General features: G+C 69.0%; 23 protein-coding genes and 2 tRNA genes. 9 read left to right on the plus strand and 16 right to left on the minus strand.

Annotation, left to right across the window (positions count from 1 at the left end):
- Window positions 1-124 precede the first annotated feature (124 nt).
- From DEI97_RS13215 to DEI97_RS13230, 4 genes are all read right to left on the minus strand, one after another.
- On the minus strand, window positions 125-1,123 hold the full coding sequence (locus DEI97_RS13215; protein WP_111074595.1) for a glycosyl hydrolase family 18 protein: 999 nt from the start codon (window positions 1,121-1,123) through the stop codon (window positions 125-127).
- 128 nt (window positions 1,124-1,251) lie between these two features.
- Window positions 1,252-1,340, minus strand: a tRNA-Ser gene (locus tag DEI97_RS13220).
- A gap of 367 nt (window positions 1,341-1,707) precedes the next feature.
- On the minus strand, window positions 1,708-2,412 hold the full coding sequence (locus DEI97_RS13225; protein WP_111074643.1) for a GntR family transcriptional regulator: 705 nt from the start codon (window positions 2,410-2,412) through the stop codon (window positions 1,708-1,710).
- A 222-nt stretch (window positions 2,413-2,634) separates the two neighbouring features.
- The gene (locus tag DEI97_RS13230) at window positions 2,635-4,164 is read right to left on the minus strand and encodes an MFS transporter (protein ID WP_253464284.1); all 1,530 of its coding nucleotides are present in this window, start codon (window positions 4,162-4,164) and stop codon (window positions 2,635-2,637) included.
- A 169-nt stretch (window positions 4,165-4,333) separates the two neighbouring features.
- Here DEI97_RS13230 and DEI97_RS13235 point away from each other — a divergent pair, with 169 nt between their 5' ends.
- The 3 genes from DEI97_RS13235 (at window position 4,334) to DEI97_RS13245 (ending at window position 9,243) form a co-directional block, all read left to right on the plus strand.
- Window positions 4,334-5,533 (plus strand): cobalamin-independent methionine synthase II family protein, encoded by a 1,200-nt coding sequence (locus DEI97_RS13235; RefSeq protein WP_258376679.1) that lies wholly within the window; start codon window positions 4,334-4,336, stop codon window positions 5,531-5,533.
- Between the two features lie 207 nt (window positions 5,534-5,740).
- On the plus strand, window positions 5,741-7,129 hold the full coding sequence (locus DEI97_RS13240; protein WP_181439214.1) for a MoxR family ATPase: 1,389 nt from the start codon (window positions 5,741-5,743) through the stop codon (window positions 7,127-7,129).
- A gap of 44 nt (window positions 7,130-7,173) precedes the next feature.
- Window positions 7,174-9,243: a vWA domain-containing protein gene (locus DEI97_RS13245; protein WP_258376678.1), complete on the plus strand. Its 2,070-nt coding sequence runs from the start codon at window positions 7,174-7,176 to the stop codon at window positions 9,241-9,243.
- 87 nt (window positions 9,244-9,330) lie between these two features.
- Here DEI97_RS13245 and DEI97_RS13250 read toward each other — a convergent pair whose 3' ends face one another.
- From DEI97_RS13250 to DEI97_RS13260, 3 genes are read right to left on the minus strand one after another with little or no spacing between them, the layout of a single operon-like run.
- Window positions 9,331-10,134, minus strand: a complete 804-nt coding sequence (locus DEI97_RS13250) for an SCO1664 family protein (protein WP_111074593.1) — start codon at window positions 10,132-10,134, stop codon at window positions 9,331-9,333.
- Window positions 10,131-10,673 (minus strand): DUF3090 domain-containing protein, encoded by a 543-nt coding sequence (locus tag DEI97_RS13255; protein ID WP_111074592.1) that lies wholly within the window; start codon window positions 10,671-10,673, stop codon window positions 10,131-10,133. The genes DEI97_RS13250 and DEI97_RS13255 overlap by 4 nt, the downstream gene beginning before the upstream one ends.
- A gap of 33 nt (window positions 10,674-10,706) precedes the next feature.
- Window positions 10,707-11,438 carry an MSMEG_4193 family putative phosphomutase gene (locus DEI97_RS13260; protein WP_111074591.1) on the minus strand — a complete coding sequence of 244 codons (732 nt, stop codon included), beginning with the start codon at window positions 11,436-11,438 and terminating at the stop codon, window positions 10,707-10,709.
- 81 nt (window positions 11,439-11,519) lie between these two features.
- On the opposite strand from DEI97_RS13260, the gene DEI97_RS13265 reads away from it, so the two are divergent.
- Together DEI97_RS13265 and DEI97_RS13270 are read left to right on the plus strand one after the other, a co-directional pair.
- Entirely contained in the window at window positions 11,520-11,948 is a 429-nt protein-coding gene (locus DEI97_RS13265) for a BLUF domain-containing protein (RefSeq protein ID WP_111074590.1), read from the plus strand.
- Window positions 11,949-11,997: 49 nt separating this feature from the next.
- Window positions 11,998-13,257 (plus strand): AI-2E family transporter, encoded by a 1,260-nt coding sequence (locus DEI97_RS13270; RefSeq protein WP_111074589.1) that lies wholly within the window; start codon window positions 11,998-12,000, stop codon window positions 13,255-13,257.
- Window positions 13,258-13,390: 133 nt separating this feature from the next.
- On the opposite strand, the gene DEI97_RS13275 is transcribed toward DEI97_RS13270, so the two are convergent.
- The 3 genes from DEI97_RS13275 to DEI97_RS13285 all read right to left on the minus strand — a co-directional run bounded on the left by DEI97_RS13275 (window position 13,391) and on the right by DEI97_RS13285 (window position 15,727).
- Entirely contained in the window at window positions 13,391-14,026 is a 636-nt protein-coding gene (locus tag DEI97_RS13275; protein ID WP_111074588.1) for a ScbR family autoregulator-binding transcription factor, read from the minus strand.
- Between the two features lie 91 nt (window positions 14,027-14,117).
- On the minus strand, window positions 14,118-14,963 hold the full coding sequence (locus DEI97_RS13280; RefSeq protein WP_111074587.1) for a helix-turn-helix transcriptional regulator: 846 nt from the start codon (window positions 14,961-14,963) through the stop codon (window positions 14,118-14,120).
- Window positions 14,960-15,727, minus strand: coding sequence for an SDR family oxidoreductase (locus tag DEI97_RS13285; protein WP_111074586.1), 768 nt, complete (start codon window positions 15,725-15,727; stop codon window positions 14,960-14,962). The genes DEI97_RS13280 and DEI97_RS13285 overlap by 4 nt, the downstream gene beginning before the upstream one ends.
- Window positions 15,728-15,960: 233 nt before the next feature.
- Between DEI97_RS13285 and DEI97_RS13290 the strand changes: the two genes are divergently transcribed.
- From DEI97_RS13290 to DEI97_RS13305, 4 genes are all read left to right on the plus strand, one after another.
- A tRNA-Thr gene (locus DEI97_RS13290) sits at window positions 15,961-16,026 on the plus strand.
- Between the two features lie 142 nt (window positions 16,027-16,168).
- Window positions 16,169-16,591 (plus strand): hypothetical protein, encoded by a 423-nt coding sequence (locus DEI97_RS13295; protein WP_146248124.1) that lies wholly within the window; start codon window positions 16,169-16,171, stop codon window positions 16,589-16,591.
- Between the two features lie 3 nt (window positions 16,592-16,594).
- Window positions 16,595-16,870, plus strand: coding sequence for a hypothetical protein (locus tag DEI97_RS13300; RefSeq protein WP_111074584.1), 276 nt, complete (start codon window positions 16,595-16,597; stop codon window positions 16,868-16,870).
- Window positions 16,871-16,951: 81 nt separating this feature from the next.
- Window positions 16,952-17,797, plus strand: coding sequence for an SGNH/GDSL hydrolase family protein (locus tag DEI97_RS13305; protein WP_111074583.1), 846 nt, complete (start codon window positions 16,952-16,954; stop codon window positions 17,795-17,797).
- A 58-nt stretch (window positions 17,798-17,855) separates the two neighbouring features.
- Here DEI97_RS13305 and DEI97_RS13310 read toward each other — a convergent pair whose 3' ends face one another.
- From DEI97_RS13310 to DEI97_RS13335, 6 genes are all read right to left on the minus strand, one after another.
- Window positions 17,856-18,947, minus strand: coding sequence for an SGNH/GDSL hydrolase family protein (locus tag DEI97_RS13310; protein WP_146248123.1), 1,092 nt, complete (start codon window positions 18,945-18,947; stop codon window positions 17,856-17,858).
- 111 nt (window positions 18,948-19,058) lie between these two features.
- Window positions 19,059-19,505, minus strand: coding sequence for a hypothetical protein (locus DEI97_RS13315; protein WP_146248122.1), 447 nt, complete (start codon window positions 19,503-19,505; stop codon window positions 19,059-19,061).
- Window positions 19,502-19,969: a hypothetical protein gene (locus DEI97_RS13320; protein ID WP_146248121.1), complete on the minus strand. Its 468-nt coding sequence runs from the start codon at window positions 19,967-19,969 to the stop codon at window positions 19,502-19,504. The genes DEI97_RS13315 and DEI97_RS13320 overlap by 4 nt, the downstream gene beginning before the upstream one ends.
- Before the next feature lie 20 nt (window positions 19,970-19,989).
- Window positions 19,990-20,364: a hypothetical protein gene (locus DEI97_RS13325; RefSeq protein WP_181439213.1), complete on the minus strand. Its 375-nt coding sequence runs from the start codon at window positions 20,362-20,364 to the stop codon at window positions 19,990-19,992.
- Window positions 20,364-21,101 (minus strand): M15 family metallopeptidase domain-containing protein, encoded by a 738-nt coding sequence (locus DEI97_RS13330; protein ID WP_111074579.1) that lies wholly within the window; start codon window positions 21,099-21,101, stop codon window positions 20,364-20,366. Before DEI97_RS13330 ends, DEI97_RS13325 begins: the two co-directional genes overlap by 1 nt.
- Window positions 21,102-21,163: 62 nt before the next feature.
- Window positions 21,164-22,045 carry a hypothetical protein gene (locus DEI97_RS13335; protein ID WP_146248120.1) on the minus strand — a complete coding sequence of 294 codons (882 nt, stop codon included), beginning with the start codon at window positions 22,043-22,045 and terminating at the stop codon, window positions 21,164-21,166.
- Between the last annotated feature and the right edge of the window lie 5 nt (window positions 22,046-22,050).

Genomic DNA, 22,050 nt, shown 5'->3' on the forward strand with positions numbered 1-22,050 from the left:
CGGCACGCAGTTCTCCTCGCCGCTGGGTCGATGTCCGGCGATGCTACAACGGCCGAGTGAGCACAACCGGAGGATGCGTCACCGAACGCGTCGTCCGGACGGGAGGCGCGGTGCCGCCTCCCGCTCAGCGGTCGGGCAGTGTCGACAGGTTGAGGGACCACATCGCGACACCGTGCACGCCGAGGTCGCGAGCCAGGTCGCGACGGGCGGCGTACGAGCGGTCGTCCGACCAGTGCAGCTGCCGCCCGTCCACGAGCGTCGCCGACCACTCCCCCGTCCGGTCCGACCACTCCGCCCGGTCGCCCGCCAGGTGCGCGGCCCGGGCTGCCGGGATCGGTGCGGCATCCGCGCCGGGGCCCCAGGCGTAGCCGTAGCCGGCGACGCCGACGTCGATACGGTCCGCCGGCAGTCCCCCGTCGATCGCGGTCCGGATCGCCTTCCATGCCCACGGCAGCGACCCGATCGTCCCGGCGTCGCTCCACGGACCGTGTTGGTCGTAGGTCATCAGCACGGTCCGGTCCAGGTGCGGGGCGAGCCCGGCCAGGTCGTAGCCCCGCTCGCGGTACTCGGCCGGGTCGGTGGACGACATCATCGCGATGGAGACCTCGGCATCGTTCCCGAGCCGCTCGCGGACCGCCGTGCGGAGCGCCCGGGTGAAGGTGACCAGGTCGGCCTGGTCCTGGGAGCGCATCGACTCGAGGTCGATCTGCACGCCGTCGGTCCCCAGTCGTGCCGCCAGGTCGACGAGCTGCCCGACGACCCGGGCACGGTTGGTCGACGACGACAACAGGGCCGTCGCACCCTCGGGCGAGAAGTCCCCGATGGTCGAGGAGTAGTTGCTGAAGAGCACCTCGGTCCGGGCTCCAGCCTTCGCAGCCACGCCGACCAGCTCCCCGACGTCACCGGAGGTCGGCAGCAGGTGTGTGCCGTCGTCCGAGAGTGCAGCGCCGTCGACGCCGATGACGTCCGCGCCGCGGTCGATCGCTGTCCGGACGCGATCGGCAGCGCCACCACCGGGTTCGACGTAGCCCTCGATGCCGCTGCCGTCGGCGCGTGTGCTGCCCGTGCTGCAGCCGGCGAGCAGCAGGGCGGCGACCGCCACGGTCGCCGCGGCTGTCGTCATCCGTCGCATCACCCGATGACCGTAGCCGGTGCGCCGATCCCGGGCCTGGCCCGACCTCGTCGAAGCACCGCACGGCGGAACGACGAAACCCCGGCTCGCATGGCGCGAGACCGGGGTTTCGTGGAGTGCGGAGACGGAGGGATTTGAACCCTCGGTCCCCTAGAGGGGACTCCACCTTAGCAGGGTGGTGCACTCGGCCTGACTATGCGACGTCTCCAGGTGTTCGACCAAGAGCATACAGGAGGTCGGGCGGACTCTCGACCCGACTGGGGCACCGGGATCGGAGCCGCCGGTCCGCCCGGTCGAGGGGCGGCACCGACGGAGATCGACCGGTCCCCCGAAGTGGGGACGATGGGGGGTTGCCGTTGTGTACCCCGATGCATAGTCTCATCGTGACGTGGCATCACATTCCGAGGCGTCACACCCTCGTCGCCGCGACACAGCACCCAGCAAGTGCAGCAGACACAGCACCCAGCAAGAGCACCCAGACGTCGCTCCCCGTGGCCTGGGCCTGACGCCCCCGATCGTCAGCGCCCGCCCGGGGAGCGACTTCGTTCCGCGCCCCGCGCGAGGCCGCCCCCGGGTCATGCCGTCTCGACGGTCCGCAACCGTTCGGCGCTCCGGAACCGCTCCGGCAGCGCGATGAGCAGCTCGGACAGCTCGATCAGCCGAACGGCACACAGGTCGACGTCGTCGGCGAGCGCTGCCGTCCGCGCGGCCTTGAGCACCTGCATCCGCTTGGTCCAGTCGGCGGCGATGTCGATGCCGTTCGCACGGGCGATGTCGTCCGTGTGGAACACGTCGAGCACCGGCTGCTGCGACCGCAGCCAGTCCGCGCTGACGGGAGCCCCGGAGCGTCGGAGCACCCAGACCGCGAGCTCCACGAACGCGCCGGCTTCGGACAGGCAGTCGCGCAGGACAGCGGGGTCGAAGGGCTCGTCCGACCGCGCGCAGCTGGTCGGTGGGTCGACGAGCATCGACTGCGCGATCCGGGTGCGCTCGACCATCTGGCCGATCGTCCACGGGGCGATCACGACCCCGACGTAGCGCTGGACGATGACCAGCCGCAGGGCCTCGAGCGGCACGAGGGCTTCGCGCACCGGCGTCCGCGACACCCGCATGTCGTCGGCCAGGGCGTCGAGTCGCAGGCGCTGTCCGCGGCGGTACTCACCGCAGAGGATGCTGCGCAGCATCCTCTCGAAGACCGCGTCGCGGAGCAGGTTCCGCGGCACCCCGAGCGGGTCGCTGGCGCTGGTCGTGTCGCTGTCGGCACGCAGGAGTCCGGTCATCAGGTCACCGTCGTGCACGGCGGCTCCGATGACGGGATCCGTCGGCGGCTCGGTGGACAACCGTGTCGGACTGTCGTCTGTGCAGGACAGCCTGCTGTCCTGTCGGGCGGGATGCCGCCGGTGGGGTGGTGTCGTGCATCGGATCCTCCGTGACCACGGCCCCGGGCGGGGCCGTGGTCACGAGGGTCACAGGACGCGACAGCCGCCGCTAAACATGTTGCATCAGGAGTTTCGCCCGGCGTCCGGTGCGCGTCCGGCGGTGGACGGGCCTCCCGTTCCGGAGCCGGGTCCGGAGTCCGCGCTGTCCTTGCCGGTCAGCACCGACAGGGGCTGCGTGATGTCCTCGAGCCCCTTCCGGGCGGCATCGACCCCGAAGACCAACGCGACCACCCCGCCGATGATCATCACCGCCGACCCCAGCAGGTACCCCCAGAAGAGCGGTTCACGGTCCGAGCCGTCGCCGATGAAGGCGCCGTAGATGAGCGGGGCGATGGCACCGAAGACCTGGGCCAGCGCGAAGAAGTACGAGATCGCCTGCGACCGCAGCTCGAGCGGGAAGATCTCGCTGACGGTCAGGTAGGCACTCGAGGCTCCGGCCGACGCGAAGAAGAACGAGATGCACCAGAACACGACCTGGACACCGGCGCTGATCGCGTCCGCCCGGAACAGGAACGCCGACGTCGCGAGCACGAGCCCGGACACCAGGTACGTCAGGAAGATCATCTGCCGCCGACCCCAGGTGTCGAAGAAACGACCGAGGATGATCGGGCCGAGCAGGTTGCCGATCGCGAACGGGAAGAAGTAGACCGACGTCTCGGCGGTCTTCAGCCCGAAGAAGTTCGTCAGCACCAGCGCGTAGGTGAAGAAGATCGCGTTGTAGAGGAACGCCTGCGTGATCATCATCGTCGCGCCGACCAGGGTACGGGTCGGGTACTGCTTGAGCAGCACGCGGGCGATGGTCAGGAACCCGACGTTGTCCATCGGGGTGACCGTCAGCGCCTTCGACTGCGGCACGGTCTCGAGCTTCCTGCCGGACTCCCTCTCGACCTCCGCCTCGATCCGGGCGACGGTGTCCTCGGCGTCCTGCTCCTTGCCGTGCGTCATCAGCCACCGCGGACTCTCCGGGATGTGCCGCCGCAGGAAGATGATCGCGATGCCGAGCACCGGGCCGAGGAAGAACCCGATCCGCCATCCGATGCTCTCGGAGAAGTTCGCCGTGTCGAGCAGGTAGATGTTCGCCGCGGCACCGAGGGCCGCACCGCCCCAGTAGGTGCCGTTGATCGCGATGTCGACGTGACCGCGGTACTTGGCCGGGATGAGTTCGTCGATCGCGGAGTTGATCGCCGCGTACTCACCGCCGATGCCGAGACCGGCGACGAAACGGAACACCGCCAGGAACCAGAAGTCCTGCGCGAGGCCGGCGACACCCGAGCCGATCAGGTAGATCGCGAGCGTCAGGATGAACAGCTTGCGACGACCGAGCTTGTCGGACAGCCGCCCGAAGACCAGGGCGCCGACGACCTGACCGACCAGGTAGATGCTGCCGAGGGACGCCACGTCCTGGTTGCTCAGGCCCAGGTCCGCCTTGAACCCGGCGTTGGACACGATCTGGATCTCGAGGCCGTCGAGGATCCAGGACACCCCCAGGCCGACCACGACGCTCCAGTGGAACCGGGTCCACGGCAGTCGGTCCATCCTCGCCGGGACCAGGCTCGTCACCGATCCGTCTCTCGTTCCGCTGGCGCTCGTCATGCGCATGCTCCTCCCGCGGCCTGCCCCTTCGGCTGCCGCAGAATCGGAACGTACGCCTCAGCCGCCGCTCAGGTCCACGGTCCGCGAGAACCGGCCCCGGAACCGGGGTGTGACGGACTGGAGGCGCGGGACCGGCCCGCCACGGGCCTCCAGTCAGTAGCGTGGTCGCGTGCCGCTGCAGAACTCGACCGACCGCATCCTCACGACCCACACGGGGTCCCTCCCCCGGACGCCGGAGCTGAGCGCGCTCCTGGTCGCCCGTGACCAGGGCAAGCCCTTCGACGAGCAGGCGCTCCGCGAGGAGACCGCCGCGGTCCTCGCGCGCACCGTCGACGCGCAGCTCGACGCCGGCATCGACGTCGTCAACGACGGCGAGGTCCCCCGCGTCGGCTTCTCGACGTACATCCGCGAGCGTCTGTCCGGGTTCGGCGGGACGGGGCACCGCAAGCCGACGCTCGACTCGGTGAAGTTCCCCGAGTACGCCGCGTTCCAGGCCCGTCAGATCGACGAGGGTGCCGAGTTCGCCCGCGTCTGGGACACCCCGGTCGCCCAGGGGCTGCTGCAGTACGACGAGGAGCGCGCCGGCATCCGCGAGGACCTCGACGGCTTCGCCCGCGAACTCGACCGGAACGCCGCTGCCGGACGTACCCCGGCCGGGACGTTCCTCTCGGCGGCGACGCCCGGGATCGTCGCGACCACGCTGCTGCTCGACGACGCGAACCCGCACTACGCCGACCACCGCGAGTACGTCTTCGCCCTCGCCGAGCAGCTCCGCGTCGAGTACGAGGAGATCGTCGCCCGCGGGCACGTCCTGCAGCTCGACGCCCCGGACCTGGCGATGGAACGGGTGATCCACTTCGGCGACGCCTCGCTCGACGAGTTCCTGGCGGCCGTCGACCTGCACGTCGACGCGCTCAACCACGCGCTGCGGAACATCCCGAAGGAGCAGACCCGGCTGCACGTCTGCTACGGCAACTGGCAGGGGCCGCACCAGGACGACGTCCCCGTCGACGTGCTGCTCCCGCACCTGTACCGGGCCGAGGTCGGGTCCTTCAGCATCCCGTTCGGCAACCCGCGGCACGCGCACGAGTTCCCGGCGTTCCGCGACCTGCCGCTGCCCGACGGCGCGGTCCTGGTGCCCGGGGTCATCGACGTGACGACGAACTACCTGGAGCACCCGCAGCTCGTCGCGAACCGCATCGTCGAGGCGGCCGAGGCCGTGGGCGACCCGACCCGCATCGTCGCCGGCACCGACTGCGGGCTCGCCACGTTCGCGAGCTACGAGTTCGTGGCGTCCGACGTCGCGTGGGCGAAGCTCGGCGCACTCGTCGAGGGCGCCGAGATCGCGTCCCGCCGTTTGTTCGGCTGACGGGGTGCCGAGACGGGGGCGTCTGTTCGAGGCGCCTCCGACCCGCCGAGACACCGCCACATCCGGCGGCGTCTCGGCGCTGACGCGGCGTCGACCGGAGACGGGGGCGTCTCCGCGCGGGCGTGCCGGACGGGAGGCGCGGGGCGGCGCCGCCACGCGCCTCCCGTTCCGTTGCCGCCGTCGGTGGGCGGGCGTACCGTGGCGCCCGTGAACCGACCTGCAACCTCCACGGTCGGCGAGCTCCGCGCTGCTGGGCACGTCCAGAAGTCGGTCCGCGCCGAGATCCGCGACAACCTGCTCACCGCCCTCCGTGAGGGCCGCGACCCCTGGCCCGGCCTGCACGGCTTCCAGACCACCGTCATCCCGCAGCTCGAGCGCGCCCTGATCGCCGGGCACGACGTCGTCCTGCTCGGTGAGCGCGGCCAGGGCAAGACCCGACTGCTCCGCACCCTGAACGGCCTGATGGACGAGTGGACACCGGTCATCACCGGCTCCGAACTCGGCGAGCACCCCTACGAACCGATCACGACGGCGAGCATCCGCCGGGCGCAGGAGCTCGGCGACGCCCTGCCGATCTCGTGGGTGCACCGCGACGACCGCTACGTCGAGAAGCTCGCGACGCCGGACACCTCCGTCGCGGACCTGATCGGCGACGTCGACCCGATGAAGGTCGCCGAGGGCCGCAGCCTGGGCGACCCGGAGACCATCCACTTCGGCCTGATCCCCCGCGGCCACCGGGGCATCGTCGCGATCAACGAGCTGCCCGACCTGGCCGAGCGCATCCAGGTCGCGATGCTCAACGTGATGGAGGAGCGCGACGTCCAGATCCGCGGGTACGTCCTGCGCCTGCCGCTCGACGTGCTCGTCGTCGCGAGTGCGAACCCGGAGGACTACACGAACCGCGGCCGGATCATCACCCCGCTGAAGGACCGCTTCGGCGCCGAGATCCGCACGCACTACCCGATCGAGCTCACGGACGAGATCGCCGTCATCCGGCAAGAGGCGCAGCTGACGGCCGAGGTCCCGGACGCCCTCATCGAGATCCTCGCCCGGTTCACCCGGGCCCTCCGCGAGTCGAGCGCCGTCGACCAGCGCAGTGGTGTCAGCGCCCGCTTCTCGATCGCCGGTGCCGAGACGGTGTCCGCGGCCGCGGTCCACCGCGCCGCACGGCAGGGTGAGTCCGACGCCGTCGCCCGCCCGATCGACCTCGAGACCGCCGTCGACGTCCTGGGCGGCAAGATCGAGTTCGAGTCCGGTGAAGAAGACCGTGCCGACGAGGTCCTCGAGCACCTGCTCCGCACCGCGACGGCCGAGACCGTCCGCTCGCGCTTCCGCGGACTGGACTTCGGGGTGCTCGTCGACGCGCTCGAGGGCGGCACCATGGTCACCACCGGCGAACAGGTCAGCGCGCGGGACTTCCTCGCCGGGCTGCCCTCCCTGGGCGAGTCCGACCTCTACGACCAGGTCTGCCAGCGCCTCGACGCGACGTCCGACGGCGAGCGTGCGGGCGCGATCGAACTCGCACTCGAGGGGCTGTTCCTCGCCCGCCGCATCAGCAAGGAGTCCGGCGGGGGCGAAGCAGCGTATGGGATGTGACCCGGTGCACACCGACACCGACAGCGGTACCGACGGGGTGACCCGTGGTTAGCCGCCCGAACCGTCGGCTGAGCCGCGACAGCCGGTACGGCAAGTACGACGGCGGCCCGGACCCCCTGGCGCCGCCCGCCGACCTGTCCGAGGCGCTCGACGCCATCGGGCAGGACGTGATGGCCGGCACCTCGCCCGAGCGTGCGATGCGGGAGTTCCTCCGACGCGGTGGACGGTCGCAGCGCGGGCTCGACGACCTCGCCCGACTCGTCGCCGAGAAGCGCCGCGAGCTCACCAGCAAGAACAACCTCGACGGCACCCTGCAGGAGATCAAGCAGCTCCTCGACCAGGCTGTCCTGGCCGAACGCGGACAGCTCGCCCGCGACACGGCGATGGACGACGGCGACCGGGCACTGGCCGAACTGCAGCTCGACAGCCTGCCCGCCTCGCCCGCAGCCGCGGTCAGCGAACTGAGCGGCTACGACTGGAAGAGCCCGGCGGCCCGACAGAAGTACGAGCAGATCAAGGACCTGCTCGGCCGCGAGATGCTCGACCAGCGGTTCGCGGGCATGAAGCAGGCGCTCGAGAACGCCACCGACGACGACCGGGCCGCGGTCGCGCAGATGATGCAGGACCTCAACGAGCTGCTCGACGCCCACCGTCGGGGCGAGGACAGCCAGGAGCAGTTCGACGAGTTCATGGCGAAGCACGGCGACCAGTTCCCGTCGAACCCGCAGAACGTCGACGAACTGCTCGACGACCTGGCGTCCCGTGCCGCCGCCGCCCAGCGGATGCGGAACTCGATGACGCAGGAGCAGCGGGATGAACTCGATGCGCTGGCCGAGCAGGCGTTCGGCTCCCCCGCGCTGATGGGGGCGCTGTCCCAGCTCGACGAGAACCTCCGCGCCCTGCGACCCGGCGAGGACTGGGGCGGCTCCGAGGGCATGGACGGCGAGCAGGGACTCGGCCTGGGCGACGGCACCGGGGTGTTCCAGGACATCGCCGACCTCGACGCCCTGGCCGACCAGCTCGCCCAGGTCGGCCCCGGATCCGAGCTCGACGACCTGGACCTCGACGCCCTCGCACAGCAGCTCGGCGACCAGGCAGCCGTCGACGCCCGGACCCTGCAGCAGCTCGAGAAGGCGCTGCGGAACTCGGGCGCGATGCAACGCGGCAGCGACGGCCAGCTCCGGCTGACCCCGAAGGCGATGCGGCAGCTCGGCAAGAGCCTGCTCAAGGACGTCGCCGAGCGGATGTCGGGTCGGCAGGGTGCGCGGGACCTCCGCCGTGCCGGTGCTGCCGGGGACCGCTCCGGGTCGACCCGTCCGTGGGAGTTCGGCGACACCGAGCCCTGGGACGTCACCCGCTCGATCACGAACGCGCTCACCCGGACCGCCGGGGACGGACCCCGGACCGGCGCCGGTGTGCGGCTGCAGATCGAGGACGTCGAGGTGCAGGAGACCGAGGCCCGCACCCAGGCCGCCGTCGCCCTGCTCGTCGACACGTCGTTCTCGATGGCGATGGAGGACCGCTGGGTCCCGATGAAGCGCACCGCCCTCGCGCTGCACACGCTCATCTCGACCCGGTTCCGTGGCGACGACCTGCAGCTCATCGCGTTCGGTCGCGAAGCCGAGGTCATGGACGTCGAACAGCTCGTCGGCTTGGACGCGATGTGGGACAAGGGCACGAACCTGCACCACGCCCTGCTGCTGGCGAACCGGCACTTCCGGAAGCACCCGAACGCCCAGCCGGTGCTGCTCATCGTCACGGACGGCGAGCCGACGTCGCACCTCGAGCCGAACGGGCAGGTGTACTTCAGCTACCCGCCGGACCCGGTGACGATCGCGCTGAGTGTCCGCGAGCTCGAGAACGCCCACCGCCTGGGCGCGAAGACGACGTTCTTCCGGCTCGGCGACGACCCGGGGCTCGCCCGGTTCGTGGACGGCATGGCCCGCCGCGTCGAGGGCACGGTCACGGCGCCGGAGAACGACGACCTCGGCGTCGCGGTGGTCGGCTCCTACCTCGGCGCCCGGCGCGGCTCCGGCTCCGCCTTCGGCGGGTTCGGCGGCGGCGGCCCCGGCGACGACGGCCTGTGGGGCAGCCCCTTCACCCGTTTCGGCTGACCGGTCACCTGACGGACGGGAGGCGCGTACCGGGCCCGGTACGCGCCTCCAGTCCGTCACGCAGGGTGGGTCAGCAGGCGGGCGGGGTCAGAAGACCGGCCACGGCACGGCCGGCCCGTAGCCGTCCGGCGGCGGGAACATCGCGACGGCGGCCAGCGCGGCGCACCGTCCGCGGAGGGCCGACAGCTCGTCGTCGGTGAGGTGCTCGCGCAGGGTCTCGCCGAGCGGCCCGCGGAGCGCCTCGGACAGCCGCTGCAGCCCCGCCAGCTCGTCCTCGTCGAGCGGTTCGCCGATCCAGCCCCAGAGCACCGTCCGGAGCTTGTGCTCGACGTGGAAGGTCAGGCCGTGGTCGACGCCGTACCGGTGCCCGTCGGCCATCGCCAGGACGTGGCCGCCCTTGCGGTCCGCGTTGTTCGTGACGACGTCGAAGACCGCCATGCGCCGGAGGGCGACCGAGTCCTCGTGCACCAGGGTCACGGCCTGGTCGTTCTCGTCCACGGCGTCGAGCACCTCGCGCACGGTGCCCTCGGCGACCGCGATGGCGGCGTCCTCGGCGGGGACCAGGTCCACGGCGTCCTGCTCGGGGTCGATGTCCTGCCACCGCTGCACCATGCCGGGGCCGAAGGGGCCGTCGCCGATCCAGGTCTCGGGCACGACGTCCCAGCCGAGCGCCTCGGACACCAGGTAGGCGGAGACCTCACGCCCGGCGAGCGTGCCGTCCGGGAAGTCCCACAGCGGCTTCTCGCCCTCGATCGGCTTGTAGACGACGTTCTCGCCGTCGAGCCGGGCGAGGAAGGTGGCGTTCGAGGCCTCGCGGATGCGTCCGGTGATCCGGAGCTCACCCGGCGCGCTGGGGACCGCGGCGCCGGCGGCATCAGGACCGAACGTCATCCGAGCTCGGGGAAGTCGGGCGGGCTCGGTCGTCCGGCGGCGATGACCTCGCGTGTGCGCTCGACGAAGGCGCGGGCGCTGCCGACCGGGATCTTCACCTGCAGCAGTTCGCTCGGCTCTGACAGCTCGACGACCGCCTCGACCTCGTCGCCGTCGCCGGTCGGCTCGGTGAACACCTCGACGTCGTCCTCGATCGGGTACGCCTCGATGACGACCTGCGCGGTGGCGGGGTCGAAGCCCAGGCTCAGGGCACCGGCGCGGAACTCGGGCTCGACGGGCTGGTCGAGCGGCTCGCCGTCGCGGAGTTCGGTGGGTGCGGCGTCCGGGACGCTGAAGCGGTTGTCCTCGACCGTGGCGACCTCGTCGAGGAGTTCGTCGATCTTGTCGGCCAGCACGGCCGACTGTTCCTTCTCGATGGCGACGCTGACGACACGGCGGCCGTCACGGGCCTGGATGTAGAACGACCGCTCGCCCGGGCGTCCGATCGTGCCGACGACGAGTCTGTCCGGCCAGTCGAAGCCGTGGACGATGGGGGGCATACCCGCATTGTAGGAGCGTGCGGCTCCGACCGTTCAGGGAGAGGTCGGGTCCGGACGCTCGGCGGACGATGACGGCTCCTCGTGCCCGGCCCCACCGCCGACGACCGCATCCGCGCTCGGCGCCGCGGCCCGGGCGAGCCACGACAGGTCCCCCGACTCGGTGTTCGTCGCGACGACGTCCGGCCGGGCCTCGCCGTAGCGGACGATCGACACCGACGCCGGTCCGACCGAGATGCGCTGGAACAGGTCCAGGTGCATGCCGAGGGCGTCGGCCAGGACGGACTTGATGATGTCGCCGTGGCTCACCGCGACCCACACCGCGGCCGCGCCGTGCTCGGCCTCGATCTGCGCGTCCATCCGGCGGATCGCGGCGACCGCGCGGGACTGCATGGTCTGCATGGACTCGCCGCCGGGGAACACGACCGCGCTCGGGTTCGACTGCACCACCCGCCACAGGGGTTCGGTGGCGAGTTCGCTGATCTTGCGGTTCTGCCAGTCGCCGTAGTCCGCCTCGATGATGCCGCGCTCGACGAACTGCTGCGGGTCGCCCGGCTGGAAGGCCGTGATCGCCCGTGCGGTCTGTCGGCAGCGCTCGAGCGGACTCGACACGACGGCAGCGAGGGGCACGGCGGCGATGCGCTCCGCGGTGGCGGCGGCCTGCCGCTTGCCGACGGAGTCGAGCGCGATCCCGGCGGTCCGGCCAGCGAGGAGTCCGGTCGCGTTCGCGGTGGTGCGTCCGTGCCGGACGAGGAGGACGGTCGCCATGAGGACGATCCTAGGCGTGCGTCCGGGTGCAGATTCCGGACACGATTGTGCCGACCCGGACGCGCGAGCGAAGATGCCCTGGTGCTGGTCTCCATCGTCTACATGAGCGTCGCGACGCACGAGTTCGGCGAGGACGAGCTCATGGAGATGCTCGCGGGTGCACGGCTGCGGAACGAGGCGCTCGGCGTCTCCGGCCTGCTCGTCGTCAAGGGCGGCCGGTTCATGCAGTTGCTCGAGGGTCCGGCGTGGAGCGTCGACGACCGGTTCGCCGCGATCGAGCGGGACCCCCGCCACCACACCGTCAAGTCGTTGATCCGTGAGGACATCGACCGCCGCCGGTTCGACGGCTGGTCGATGGCGTACCGGGGCCTCGACGACTCCGACATCGCGTCCGTCGAGGGCTTCAGCCCGTTCCTGTCCGGCACCCTCGACTTCCCGCGGTCGTTCGACCGGACGAGCGCCGCCTGGCTGCTCAAGTGGTTCCGGGACCGCGACCTCGTCGAGGACTGAGCGCACCGAACCCCGGCGCACCCACCTGTGCGTCTGTACCGTCGGCGTCATGCCGTTCTTCCGCTCCTCCGCCGCTGCCCCACCGACGACGCCACCGACCGAGCCGGTGACCGGGGTGCGCGCTGCCTGGTCGGACTCGTTCGGGCGCCTGGCGACCCGCTGCCTGCAGCTGATCATCCTGATCGTCATCGCCGCGGGCATCGTCTACGCCAGTCAGGTGCTCGGCGTCGTGACGATCCCGGTGCTCCTGGCGCTCATCATCGCCTCGGCCATGCACCCGGTCGTCTCGTGGCTGCGCCGGCACGGGTTCCCGTCGGTGTTCGCGACCCTGACGGTCCTGCTCGGTGTCCTGGTCGTCCTCGGCCTGCTCGGCTACCTCATCGTCGTCGCGGTCGAGAACCAGTGGTCGAGCCTGCAGAAGTCCGCCGTCGAGGGCTTCCAGCAGCTGCAGGACTTCAGCAAGACCCTGCCGTTCGCCATCTCCGACTCGCAGGTCGACGACGCGGTGAAGACCGCCACCGACTTCGTCACGAGCGCCAAGTTCGGCTCCGGTGCCCTGGCCGGCGCATCCGCCACGGCGAACTTCCTCACCGGCCTGGTGCTGATGATCGTCGTGCTGTTCTTCTTCCTCAAGGACGGGCCCCGCATCTGGGAGTTCCTGCTCCGCCCCTTCACCGGCGCCTCGTACGACCGCGCCCGTCGTGTCGGTGACCGCGTCGTCTCCACCCTCGGCGGCTACGTCCGTGGCACCGCGACCGTCGCCGCGGTCGACGCGATCGGCATCGGCGTCGGCATCGCCATCGTCGGCGTCCCCCTCGCCCTGCCGCTCGCGGTCATCGTCTTCATCACCGCGTTCATCCCGATCGTCGGCGCCACCGCAGCCGGCATCCTCGCCGCGCTGGTCGCCCTCGTCGCCCTCGGCCCGGTGCCGGCGCTGATCGTCGTCGGCATCGTCGTGGTCGTCAACCAGCTCGAGGGCAACCTCCTGCAGCCGGTGCTGATGGGCAAGACCCTGCGCCTGCACGGCCTGGTCATCCTGGTCGGCCTGACCGCGGGCACCGTCCTCGCCGGCATCACCGGCGCGATCATCTCGGTGCCGCTGCTCGCCGCCGCCTGGGGTGCCATCAAGGTCTGGGACGGCCCGGACCTGGCCGCCGAGCCGTGGCGGCAGAAGCGTTCCGAGGACGTCGAGCACCACGAGCGCGAGAACAAGCGGGCGAAGCGTCGCGAGAAGGCGCAGAAGGCCCGCGACAAGCGTCGCGAGGAGCAGGTCAAGGAACGCGCCAAGCGGGTCGCGAAGACCGACTGACGTCGACGACACGACCGGACTGGAGGCCCGGACCAGCCCACCGGGGCCGGTCCGGGCCTCCCGTCATGCGTCCGGCACCACGCTGGCGCGAGAGGTCCGTCCGATGACTGGAGGTCAGGCTTGCGGCGACAGGTCAGGCGAAGGCGCGGTCGACGACCGCCAGCAACCGGTCGCGGTGCGCCGGGACCACGCAGGCGTGGGCGAGGACGCGCCACATCGTCGCGACGGACGGCAGCAGGTCGACCCGCGCGGCACGGACGTCGGACACCAGCTGCACACCGGTGAACCACGGGACGACGGTGGCGCCGAGCGCTTCCGGAGTGACCGTCGGGCCGACCTCGCCGGCGGCGACCGCCAGGCGGAAGACGTCGACCACGCTGGCGATCCACTGGTCGTAGAAGGACGACGTCGCACCGGCGAAGACCCGGTTCTCGAGCGACAGGCGGATGCCGGCGCGGACGACCGGGTCGTCGAGCAGCAGGCCCGCGATCGTCCGCGACGCCTCGACCAGCCCGCCCAGCGGCGACGGCCCGTCGTAGGTGACCGCCTCGAACGTGCGGGCGTTCTGCTCGTCGATCACCGCGAGGGCGATGGCCTGCTTGGTGCGGAAGTGGAAGTGGATGGCGCCCTGACTGACCTCGGCGGCCTTGGCGATGCCGGAGATGCTCGCGGCGCCGAAGCCCTGGCGGTCGAACTCGACGGCGGCGGCCTCGAGGATCGCGGTGCGGCGGTCCGGTCCGCGGCCGGGGACCGACGTCGGCGTGGTCATGGTCGTGCTTCCCCCGTGGTCCGTCCTGCAGGCCGTGCACAGAACGACCCGTACACTCCGCCGACAACCGTACCGTGGTCGGGGAGCCGCCTCATGCCCCCGATCTGGTGGCGTGGGTGAGCGACGCGAGCATGCCCAGCCGCTCGGCGCTCGCGCTGCCCGGGTCGGCGTAGTAGAGCACGAGGAGCAGCCCGTCGACGGGCAGTTTGTCCCGGTGCAGATGCAGCTCCCCCACGACCGGGTGGTCGACGGTCATCGAATCGCCTTCGAGCACCCGGACGTCCTGCCGTGCCCAGAGCTGCCGGAAGCGCCCGCTGGCCAGCGACAACTCCCCCACGAGTTCGACGACCCGCTGGTCATGGACCTCGTCGGCCACCGAGTGCCGGAAGGCTCCGACGAAGCTCGCGACGGTCCCCTCCCAGTCGCGGTGGAACACCCGCTCTTCCGGGTCGAGCAGTAGGGAGCGCAACCGGTTCTCACCGACCCGGAGCCGGGGCGAGAACGCGGTCGCCAGGTCGTTCGCCGCGAGGACGTCGAACGCCCGCCCCTCGATGAACGCCGGGACATCGAGTGCGGCCAGCAGTGCGTGCAGACGGGCTGGAACCCTCTCGGCCGTGCGACGGGGACGTGCACGTCGGACGGGTTCGGCGAGGTGCGAGAGGTGCGCGCGTTCGACGTCGTCCAGCATGAGCACCCGGGCGAGCGCGTCGAGGACCTGGGGTGACGGGTGGGTGTCCCGCCCTCGCTCCAGACGGAGGTAGTAGTCGGTGCTGACGCCGGCGAGCATCGCGACCTCCTCACGGCGGAGGCCCGGTACGCGCCGGACCCCACCGGCGGGGAGCCCGACCTGCTCCGGTGTGACGAGTCCACGCCGTGCCTGGAGGTACGCGCCGAGCGGGTTCGTCGGCGTCGCGGTCGGGTCCCCGTCGCGTGTCACGCCGCTGAGCCCGACCGTCCGGGCAGCGTCGCCAGAGCCCGGGAGCGCTGAGTGACCAGGTCGTCGTACGTGCCGTCACGTTCTGCCCACCGGTGCATGAGGACACCCTGCACCAAGAGCTCGTGCGGGGTGGGGTCCTGTGCCAGGAGCGCCATCACCTCGGCACCGAAGTCGCCGAGGTCCAGCGCGTTCGGGTTGCTGGCGCCCATCGTGGTGTTCACGGCCGGGGGCACGAGTTCGGCGACGTCGATCCCGGTTCCGGCGAGCTGCGCTCGGAGCGCCTCGCTGTAGGCGTGCACCGCCGCCTTGGTGGCGGCGTACGTCGCCATCAACGGGAACGGCAGGAAGCCGATGCCCGAGCTCACGGTGACGATCGTGCCGCTGCCCTGTCGGAGCAGGTGCGGCGTGAAGGCGTCGACGACCCGGATCGTGCCGAGCAGGTTGACGTCGACCATCCGGGCGTCGTCGATGAAGTGCGCCGGGTCGCGGAGGTCCTCGGCGACGCCGATGCCCGACATCGTGATGACCGTGTCCAGGTCGGGCAGCAGTTCGAGCAGGGTGTCGCGGGCGGTGGTGACGGAGTCGTCGTCGGTGACGTCGATCGAGACGGTACCGAAGCCCTCGGCAGCGAGCTGGTCGAGCACGTCGGTTCGACGGCCGCCGATGACGACCCGGCTGCCCGCATCGCGGAAACGCCGTGCGAGTTCGAGGCCGATGCCGGAGGTGCCGCCGATGACGGCGACGGAGCGTGTGGTGATGTCCATGCCCTCGACGCTAGGTCGGCGCAGTGCCCTCACCCGTGGCCCTGCGGGGACCCCTCATCGGTCACGACCGGAACGCTGGAGCGGAGGGTGTGGGATTCGAACCCACACCCGTGGCGTCTTGCGGGCAACTTAGGCGTCCTTTCGGGTGACCACTGGCCTAAACGGTCACGCTCCCGTTCGTAGCGTGTGGCATCGTGCCACAGCATGCCACGCAAAAACAGCCCCTCCCGCTTGGGGGGGGGGGCGATCACCGTACTTGTAATACGGGGGTTGCGGGTTCAAGTCCCGCTGCCGGCCCAGGATCAGGGCTTTCGGTGTAGCCGAAGGTGTAGCCGACGCTCAAAGTACCCCACAACGAGGGGCGTATGTGAACGTCCGTCTGGCGTCTGACACTCGATGTGGGCGTGTGAATGTCGGCCACCCTGCGTCATACTCAGTTTCATGGGGCGTCTTCGTACTTACAGCCTGACTGTGCTGTCGGCTGCCGTGTTGCTGTCTGTGCTTGCTGGTTGCGCGTCGTCGCCGGCTGTTGCTCCGACGCCGCGGTTCAAGGCGGCGACCGAGAAGTGTCATGTTGCGTCGGGTCATGATGGCCTCGAGTACGCGGACAAGGGTGCTTCGTTGATCTTGTCGACTGAGTCTGACCCTGACCCGTTGTCGACGCACGTGAACATCGCGAACGTCATCTGCGTCCTCGACAAGTTGCATGTGTCGGCGGCGACGAAGGACCGCATGTTCAACACGCGTGCGCTGGACGGGATGCAGGACGCACGGTGGAAGGGTATTGACGCGTCATGGACGTACCACCCGGATGACGGGTTCAACTTGTCGCTGGAAGACAAGCGGCTCGAAGCTGCCCGGTAGTTCATGCCGCAGTACGAGTGGTCGCCGCCGCAGCACCCGGACCCGCCTGAGGATCAGCCGTTCGGCGTCGAAGGAGTGCAGTGGTCAGAGTGGGTTGACCACCGGCCGGTGTGGGTGCGCGTCGAGTTCAGCCGCACAGGGTGGCAGCGTCTCCCGGGCTTCGTGGACGCGATGACGGACGACCTCGTGCTGGTGCAGTTGGTTCACATGGGGCATGCTCACCGGTTGTGGTTGACCCGCGATCGGGTGACGCATCGGCAGTTGAAGGTGCGGCGCTAACCACGAAAACAGCAACAGCGCCCCGCCACCCTCGAAAGAGGGGGCGGGGCAACTGTTGAGCAGCACTTACGATTGGGCATTATGGGGAACTTCACCACCTGGTTCGCACGCTCGTACCGGGCCATCATCATCGTGCTCGTCGCGATCATGGCCGTCATGCTCGTCATCCTTGCGATGCAGCACGTCAGCTCCGCCCGAGTCAGCGCGAACGCCGTCGCCGGACCGATCCCGACGTTCAGCAGCGCCCCCATCGCCTCGAAAAAGCAGCCCGCAGATGCGCTCACACTGCTTGAGCAGAACGACCGACCCTTCACCATCTCCGTCATCGGCGACTCCACCGGCGCGATCGACGACAACTGGGTCGGACAGACCGCGCAGTGGATGTCCGACAAGTACGACCGACCAGTCGAACTGCACCAGTGGTCCGTCCGCGTCGAGCCGAACGCGTACCAGCCCGTGCAGACCATCGGTGCCGGCGCGAACGCGCCCATCGTCATCTGGAACGGGTCAGCCGAGGGCAAAGACATCACCTACTCCCTCACCAACTGGGACAAGCTCGTCCCCGTCGACGGAGCCGCGTTTGACCTCGCGTTCATCAACCACGGCCACAACGTCGCCGCGGGCAAGCTCGCCACCGCCGGAGATGACCTCCTGAAGAAGATCACCGGCACGATGAGCACGGCGGCCGTCATCGTCATCGGGCAGAACCCTCAGGAGGACGAGGGTGGCACCCTCGGGCCGGCGCAGGAAACGAACGTCCGCGCGTGGATGTCCTCGGCGAAGCGTCAGGGCTACGCAGTCGTCGATGTGCTCGACGTGTTCCTTGACCAGGACGACTACTCAAAGCTGCTTCTCGGTGCCGTGCACCCGAACCGGGACGGCTTCACCCTGTGGGCGCAGGCCGTCGAGAAGGTCCTCTCCGCGTAGCCCGCGAACGCCGAAAGGCCCCCTCGAACTCCGATGAGTTCGAGGGGGCCTTCTCAGTTCAGTCGGCGGTTTTCACCGTTGTAAGGGGCAGGTCCGCCCGGAGGACGAAGTAGCCGACGTGGTTGTTCAGCAGCCGCGGGTCAACACTCACAACCCCGGGGCCATCAACGTTCACTCGCATCGCATACGTGAAGTCCATAGTCCCCGAAGACAGACGGCATCCGGCCGGTGCCATCAGGTATTCGCCGATCGGGATGTACGACGTCGGGATCTGCAGGATCGGCTGATAGGCGGTTGTTGCAACGGAAGCAAGTGCGTCCATGCCGCCGATCGACACGTTCATACGGAGCATCGAGCCATCCACAATTGTGCCATCTGTGGACAGTGTGGGTGTCCCAGAGACACCCTGCGCTGACATGAGCGCCGCAGCGTTTGAATGCAGAGCAGTGGGCACCCTGAAGTACGGTCGCGGCGCTTCCCCTGAAAGGAACCCAGCTAGCCGAGCGGCCACAGCAGTGAAGCCCGCAGCAGTTGGGTGCCGTGACGAGTCCGTGGAGGACGCCGGGTCCCACCAAGCCGCGGAGTCACGGATAGCAGACCACGTCCACATCGGTGACCACTCGGCAACGGCGTAGCCGGCAAGGCTTGCACCTTCAAAGAATCGGTTGTACCACCGCCACGGGTCGTTGTCGCCCGCGTTGTTGATCGCCTTCTTCGCATCAGTAGCGAACCACAGGCGTGCGTTGGGGTACAGCGCTGCTATACCCTGGAAGTGACCACGTGCCTGGTCAACAGTCGGCAGGTAGCCGCCAATGTTGTTCACGCCCGCCAGGACGATCACGTCGGTGATCTTCGCCTTGTTGTACGACGTGTCGTTCTGAGCCGTGATGACCTGAGCGTCAGTTGCGTTGCCGCTGTTCTGAGTTGTCGGCCCGATGATCGCGCCTGCTACGGCGTAGTTCTTCACCAGGTTCGCACCGAGGCGGGCAATCGCCATGTTCGGAAGCGGGTCAGTTCCCTGGTACAGCTGGGTGCCCCAGGAGTCACCGAAGTACACGAACTGCCGAGCCGGGTTGAAGCTCACACCGGCGAGCAGAGCCGCCATTGCGGTGCCTTCGGGTGTGCCGGGGTCCTTGAGGTTGTTTGCCACGCGCGCTCGCACCGCGTCGGGGAGCTGCTTGGTGTCCGAGTCAACGGACGGAATCTGTGGGGTACCCATGGTGGCCTTTCAAGTCATGCGGTGCGCACCGCAGAAGGTGAGTCAGTGTGCGGGTCGGGGCCGCGTCGCTTCGAGGGCGGAGGGGATCACGTCGGCGAGCGTCACAGCGTCTTCGCCTTCCGGGTACGGCATCTCCGGTTCCACACCCCACGCGTTCATGATGTGACCCACCCAACGAGCGAGCGCGGTACGGAACTTGCGGTCCTCACGCTTGAACGCGCCGAGCTCTTCACGGAGCGCCTGCACTTCATCGCGGTAGCTCTTCACTTCCGCCTGCATCTGCCGGTTCGACTCGAGCACATCCTTGACGAACTGGCCCGGGTCAGCAGACCAACGAGCGACCGCTTCCTGCTCTTCATCAGTGACCTCATCACGCCGCTTCTCCCGTGCACGACGCACACCGAACACGGCGAACGGGGACGCAACAATCGCGACGAGAACAGACCCAGCCGTGACGATCAGGGTGCGTGTGGTTTCCGGGTCACTCATCCGTTCCCCTTCCGCTGCACTCGACGACTGGCGCTTGCATCCGCCTCCTTGCGGCCGATCTCACCGACGATGTCGATGACGCGAACCAGCAGGAACGCATCAGCGAGCACAACAAGGGTGATCGACAGCCCCGAAGATGCTGACCCGTCGTCCACGTTCACACCCAGCAGATACGCGTACGTGGACAGGCCGATGATGAGCATGCCCTTGCCGATCAGTTCCACCCAGTCGAGGCAGAAGATCAGCCCCATGCTGGCGAGGATTGCACCAAGCGCGATCTCACCCGCCCAAGCACGTGGGAACCAGTGCAGGGTGAAGTCTTCGACGACCCGCGACCCGACGAACAGGGCGATCATCGCGAACGCCAGCAAGCACGCGTTCACGATGGGGAGGAACACAGTGAAGATGGGGCGGAACCGTTTCGGCACCAGCGGCAGGGCATCCTTCGACCAAACAGTGTGCACGCGCTCCCCCTTACGGTCAGTCAACTGACCTGGTCGGAGCCGTCAACGATCTGCGGCGGCGACACTTCACCGACCTGCTTCGCAGTCGCCTGACGAACCGCTGCCGCCTTCGGAACCGACCCCAGGCCGATCGTCGTCAGCCACTGGTTCACCGCCGGGATCGCCATCACCCGGGACAGGCCACCAGCAACCGCCGTCACAACAGCTGCTGCAGAGACCAGCCACAGGTACACCTTCCCGTCGACCGGCAGACCAGCCGCCGAGATGATCGTCGGCAGCACACCGGCGAACGCGATGAACGCGGGGATGCCAACCTGTACGACGGTGCGGAGGACCCGCTGCGTCTGGAACCAGATGGGTTCGACGGCGATTGCCTGCTTCTCGTGGTCACCCATCAGGCAGCACCCTTCCCACTGACACGTTCGAAGCTGGACACGATGGCCGGCGACTGGCCGTCGCGCTGCTCCTGCAGCCCACGGGCCTTCCAGAACGACGTCTGGGTCTCGTTCAGCTGCATGCAGCGCATGGTCTCGGGGTTGACAAGGAACGGGACCTTCTTGGATCCCAGGCGGACAATGAACGTGTTCACGATGTCTCCTACAGGTGTGGTGGTTGCCGGCTTCGGGGTCGGCTTCGGTTTCGGCTCCGGGGCCGGCACCGGCGAGATGCCCAGCGCATTGCTGACGGTGATCCCGGGGTACGGCGGGAAGTGCTCAGCGCGAGTTGCGCCTTCGATGTGCCACGGCTCGCCGAAGTTGCGTCCGGTCCACGTGAAGCCGCGGAGCTCGGCCCGCTGCTGCGCCCAGGCAAACTCCGCGGCCGTCAGTGCACGGTTCCTGCCGGCTGCGTCGGTGACGCCCATGTCGATCGCGTTGCCGTGCAACACCTCGTCATGGCGTGACGTGAACGGATACGCGGCCTTGGGGTAGCCGTTGCGGAGGTACGCGTTGTACAGCAGCGACTGTCGGCTGCGGCTGCGGCGTGCTTCGTTCGGGCTGAGTCGGTAGCCGAACCGTGCCCAGAAGTCACGGACCAACGACAACCACTGCTGCGCAATCCGCTCCGAGTTGACGTACTGCATCTGTCCGCGGAGGTCGCCGTACGACGACTCCCCGATCGGGTACCAGGCCATTCCGGCCCTCCTTCAACGACGAAGAGCCGCCCCAGTAGGGACGGCTCGAGAGAGTGAGTGGGTCAGATGTGGATCGCTTCGACGACGAGCGTCTGACCGGCCAGCAGCGTCACGCCGGACGTCACCTGCACCGTGCAGCCCGTCGCCGTGCGTGCTGATGGCAGGCAGGACGCGGACACGCCAGTCAGCGGGATGCCAGCCGACGAGTACACCGATGCGGTCACCAGGTAGTCGGCATCCACGAACGTTGCATCCCAGACGATCGGGTACGCCTTCGTGCCGCCCAGCGCGAGAGCGGTCATGTTCGTGACCGTCTTCACCTGATGTGACTGGTTGCTGATCCGCTTCAACGTGGACGCTCGAGACTGCACGTACGCCGACCACAAGCCGACGATCAGCATGTCCGTGCGAACACCCTGGATGGATCCGTCGATCGGGCTGTAGATCACGAACTCACGCAGACCGGCCGCGTCGAGGTCGTCCGCGATCGGACCCATCCCGACCGACGATGGGTTGTCCTTGTACGCCCAGTTCTTCAGCGTGATGTTGAGGAACTTCGTCATGTCGACGGCGTAGTCCGACCCGATGTTCTTCTTCGCACGAGTTGACGCGGCGATGCCGAAGTTTCCGTCAGCGTCCACGTACATCTGCACTGGCACGTTCGTGAGGATGTTCTGCCGCACCCCCGGCGACTGCACGCTGTCAGTGAAGGTCCCCGACCGTCCAGTGATACCTAGCACAGCACGAACGAACAGGCCACTCACTCCGGCGTACGCAGCAACGTACGCCCCAGTGACGTTTCCGCCAGCTGACACATCCCCCGTCGCGAACAGGCCACCGACGTTCAACCGAAGCCGGACCGCCTTCTCCAAGTTGCGGATACGCCGCTGCACGTCCCGGATCGGGCCGAGAATGCCAGTCCCGCTCTTCGTTGGGTCACCCACACGGG

The organism is Curtobacterium sp. MCLR17_032, assembly GCF_003234795.2.
Lineage (GTDB): Bacteria > Actinomycetota > Actinomycetes > Actinomycetales > Microbacteriaceae > Curtobacterium.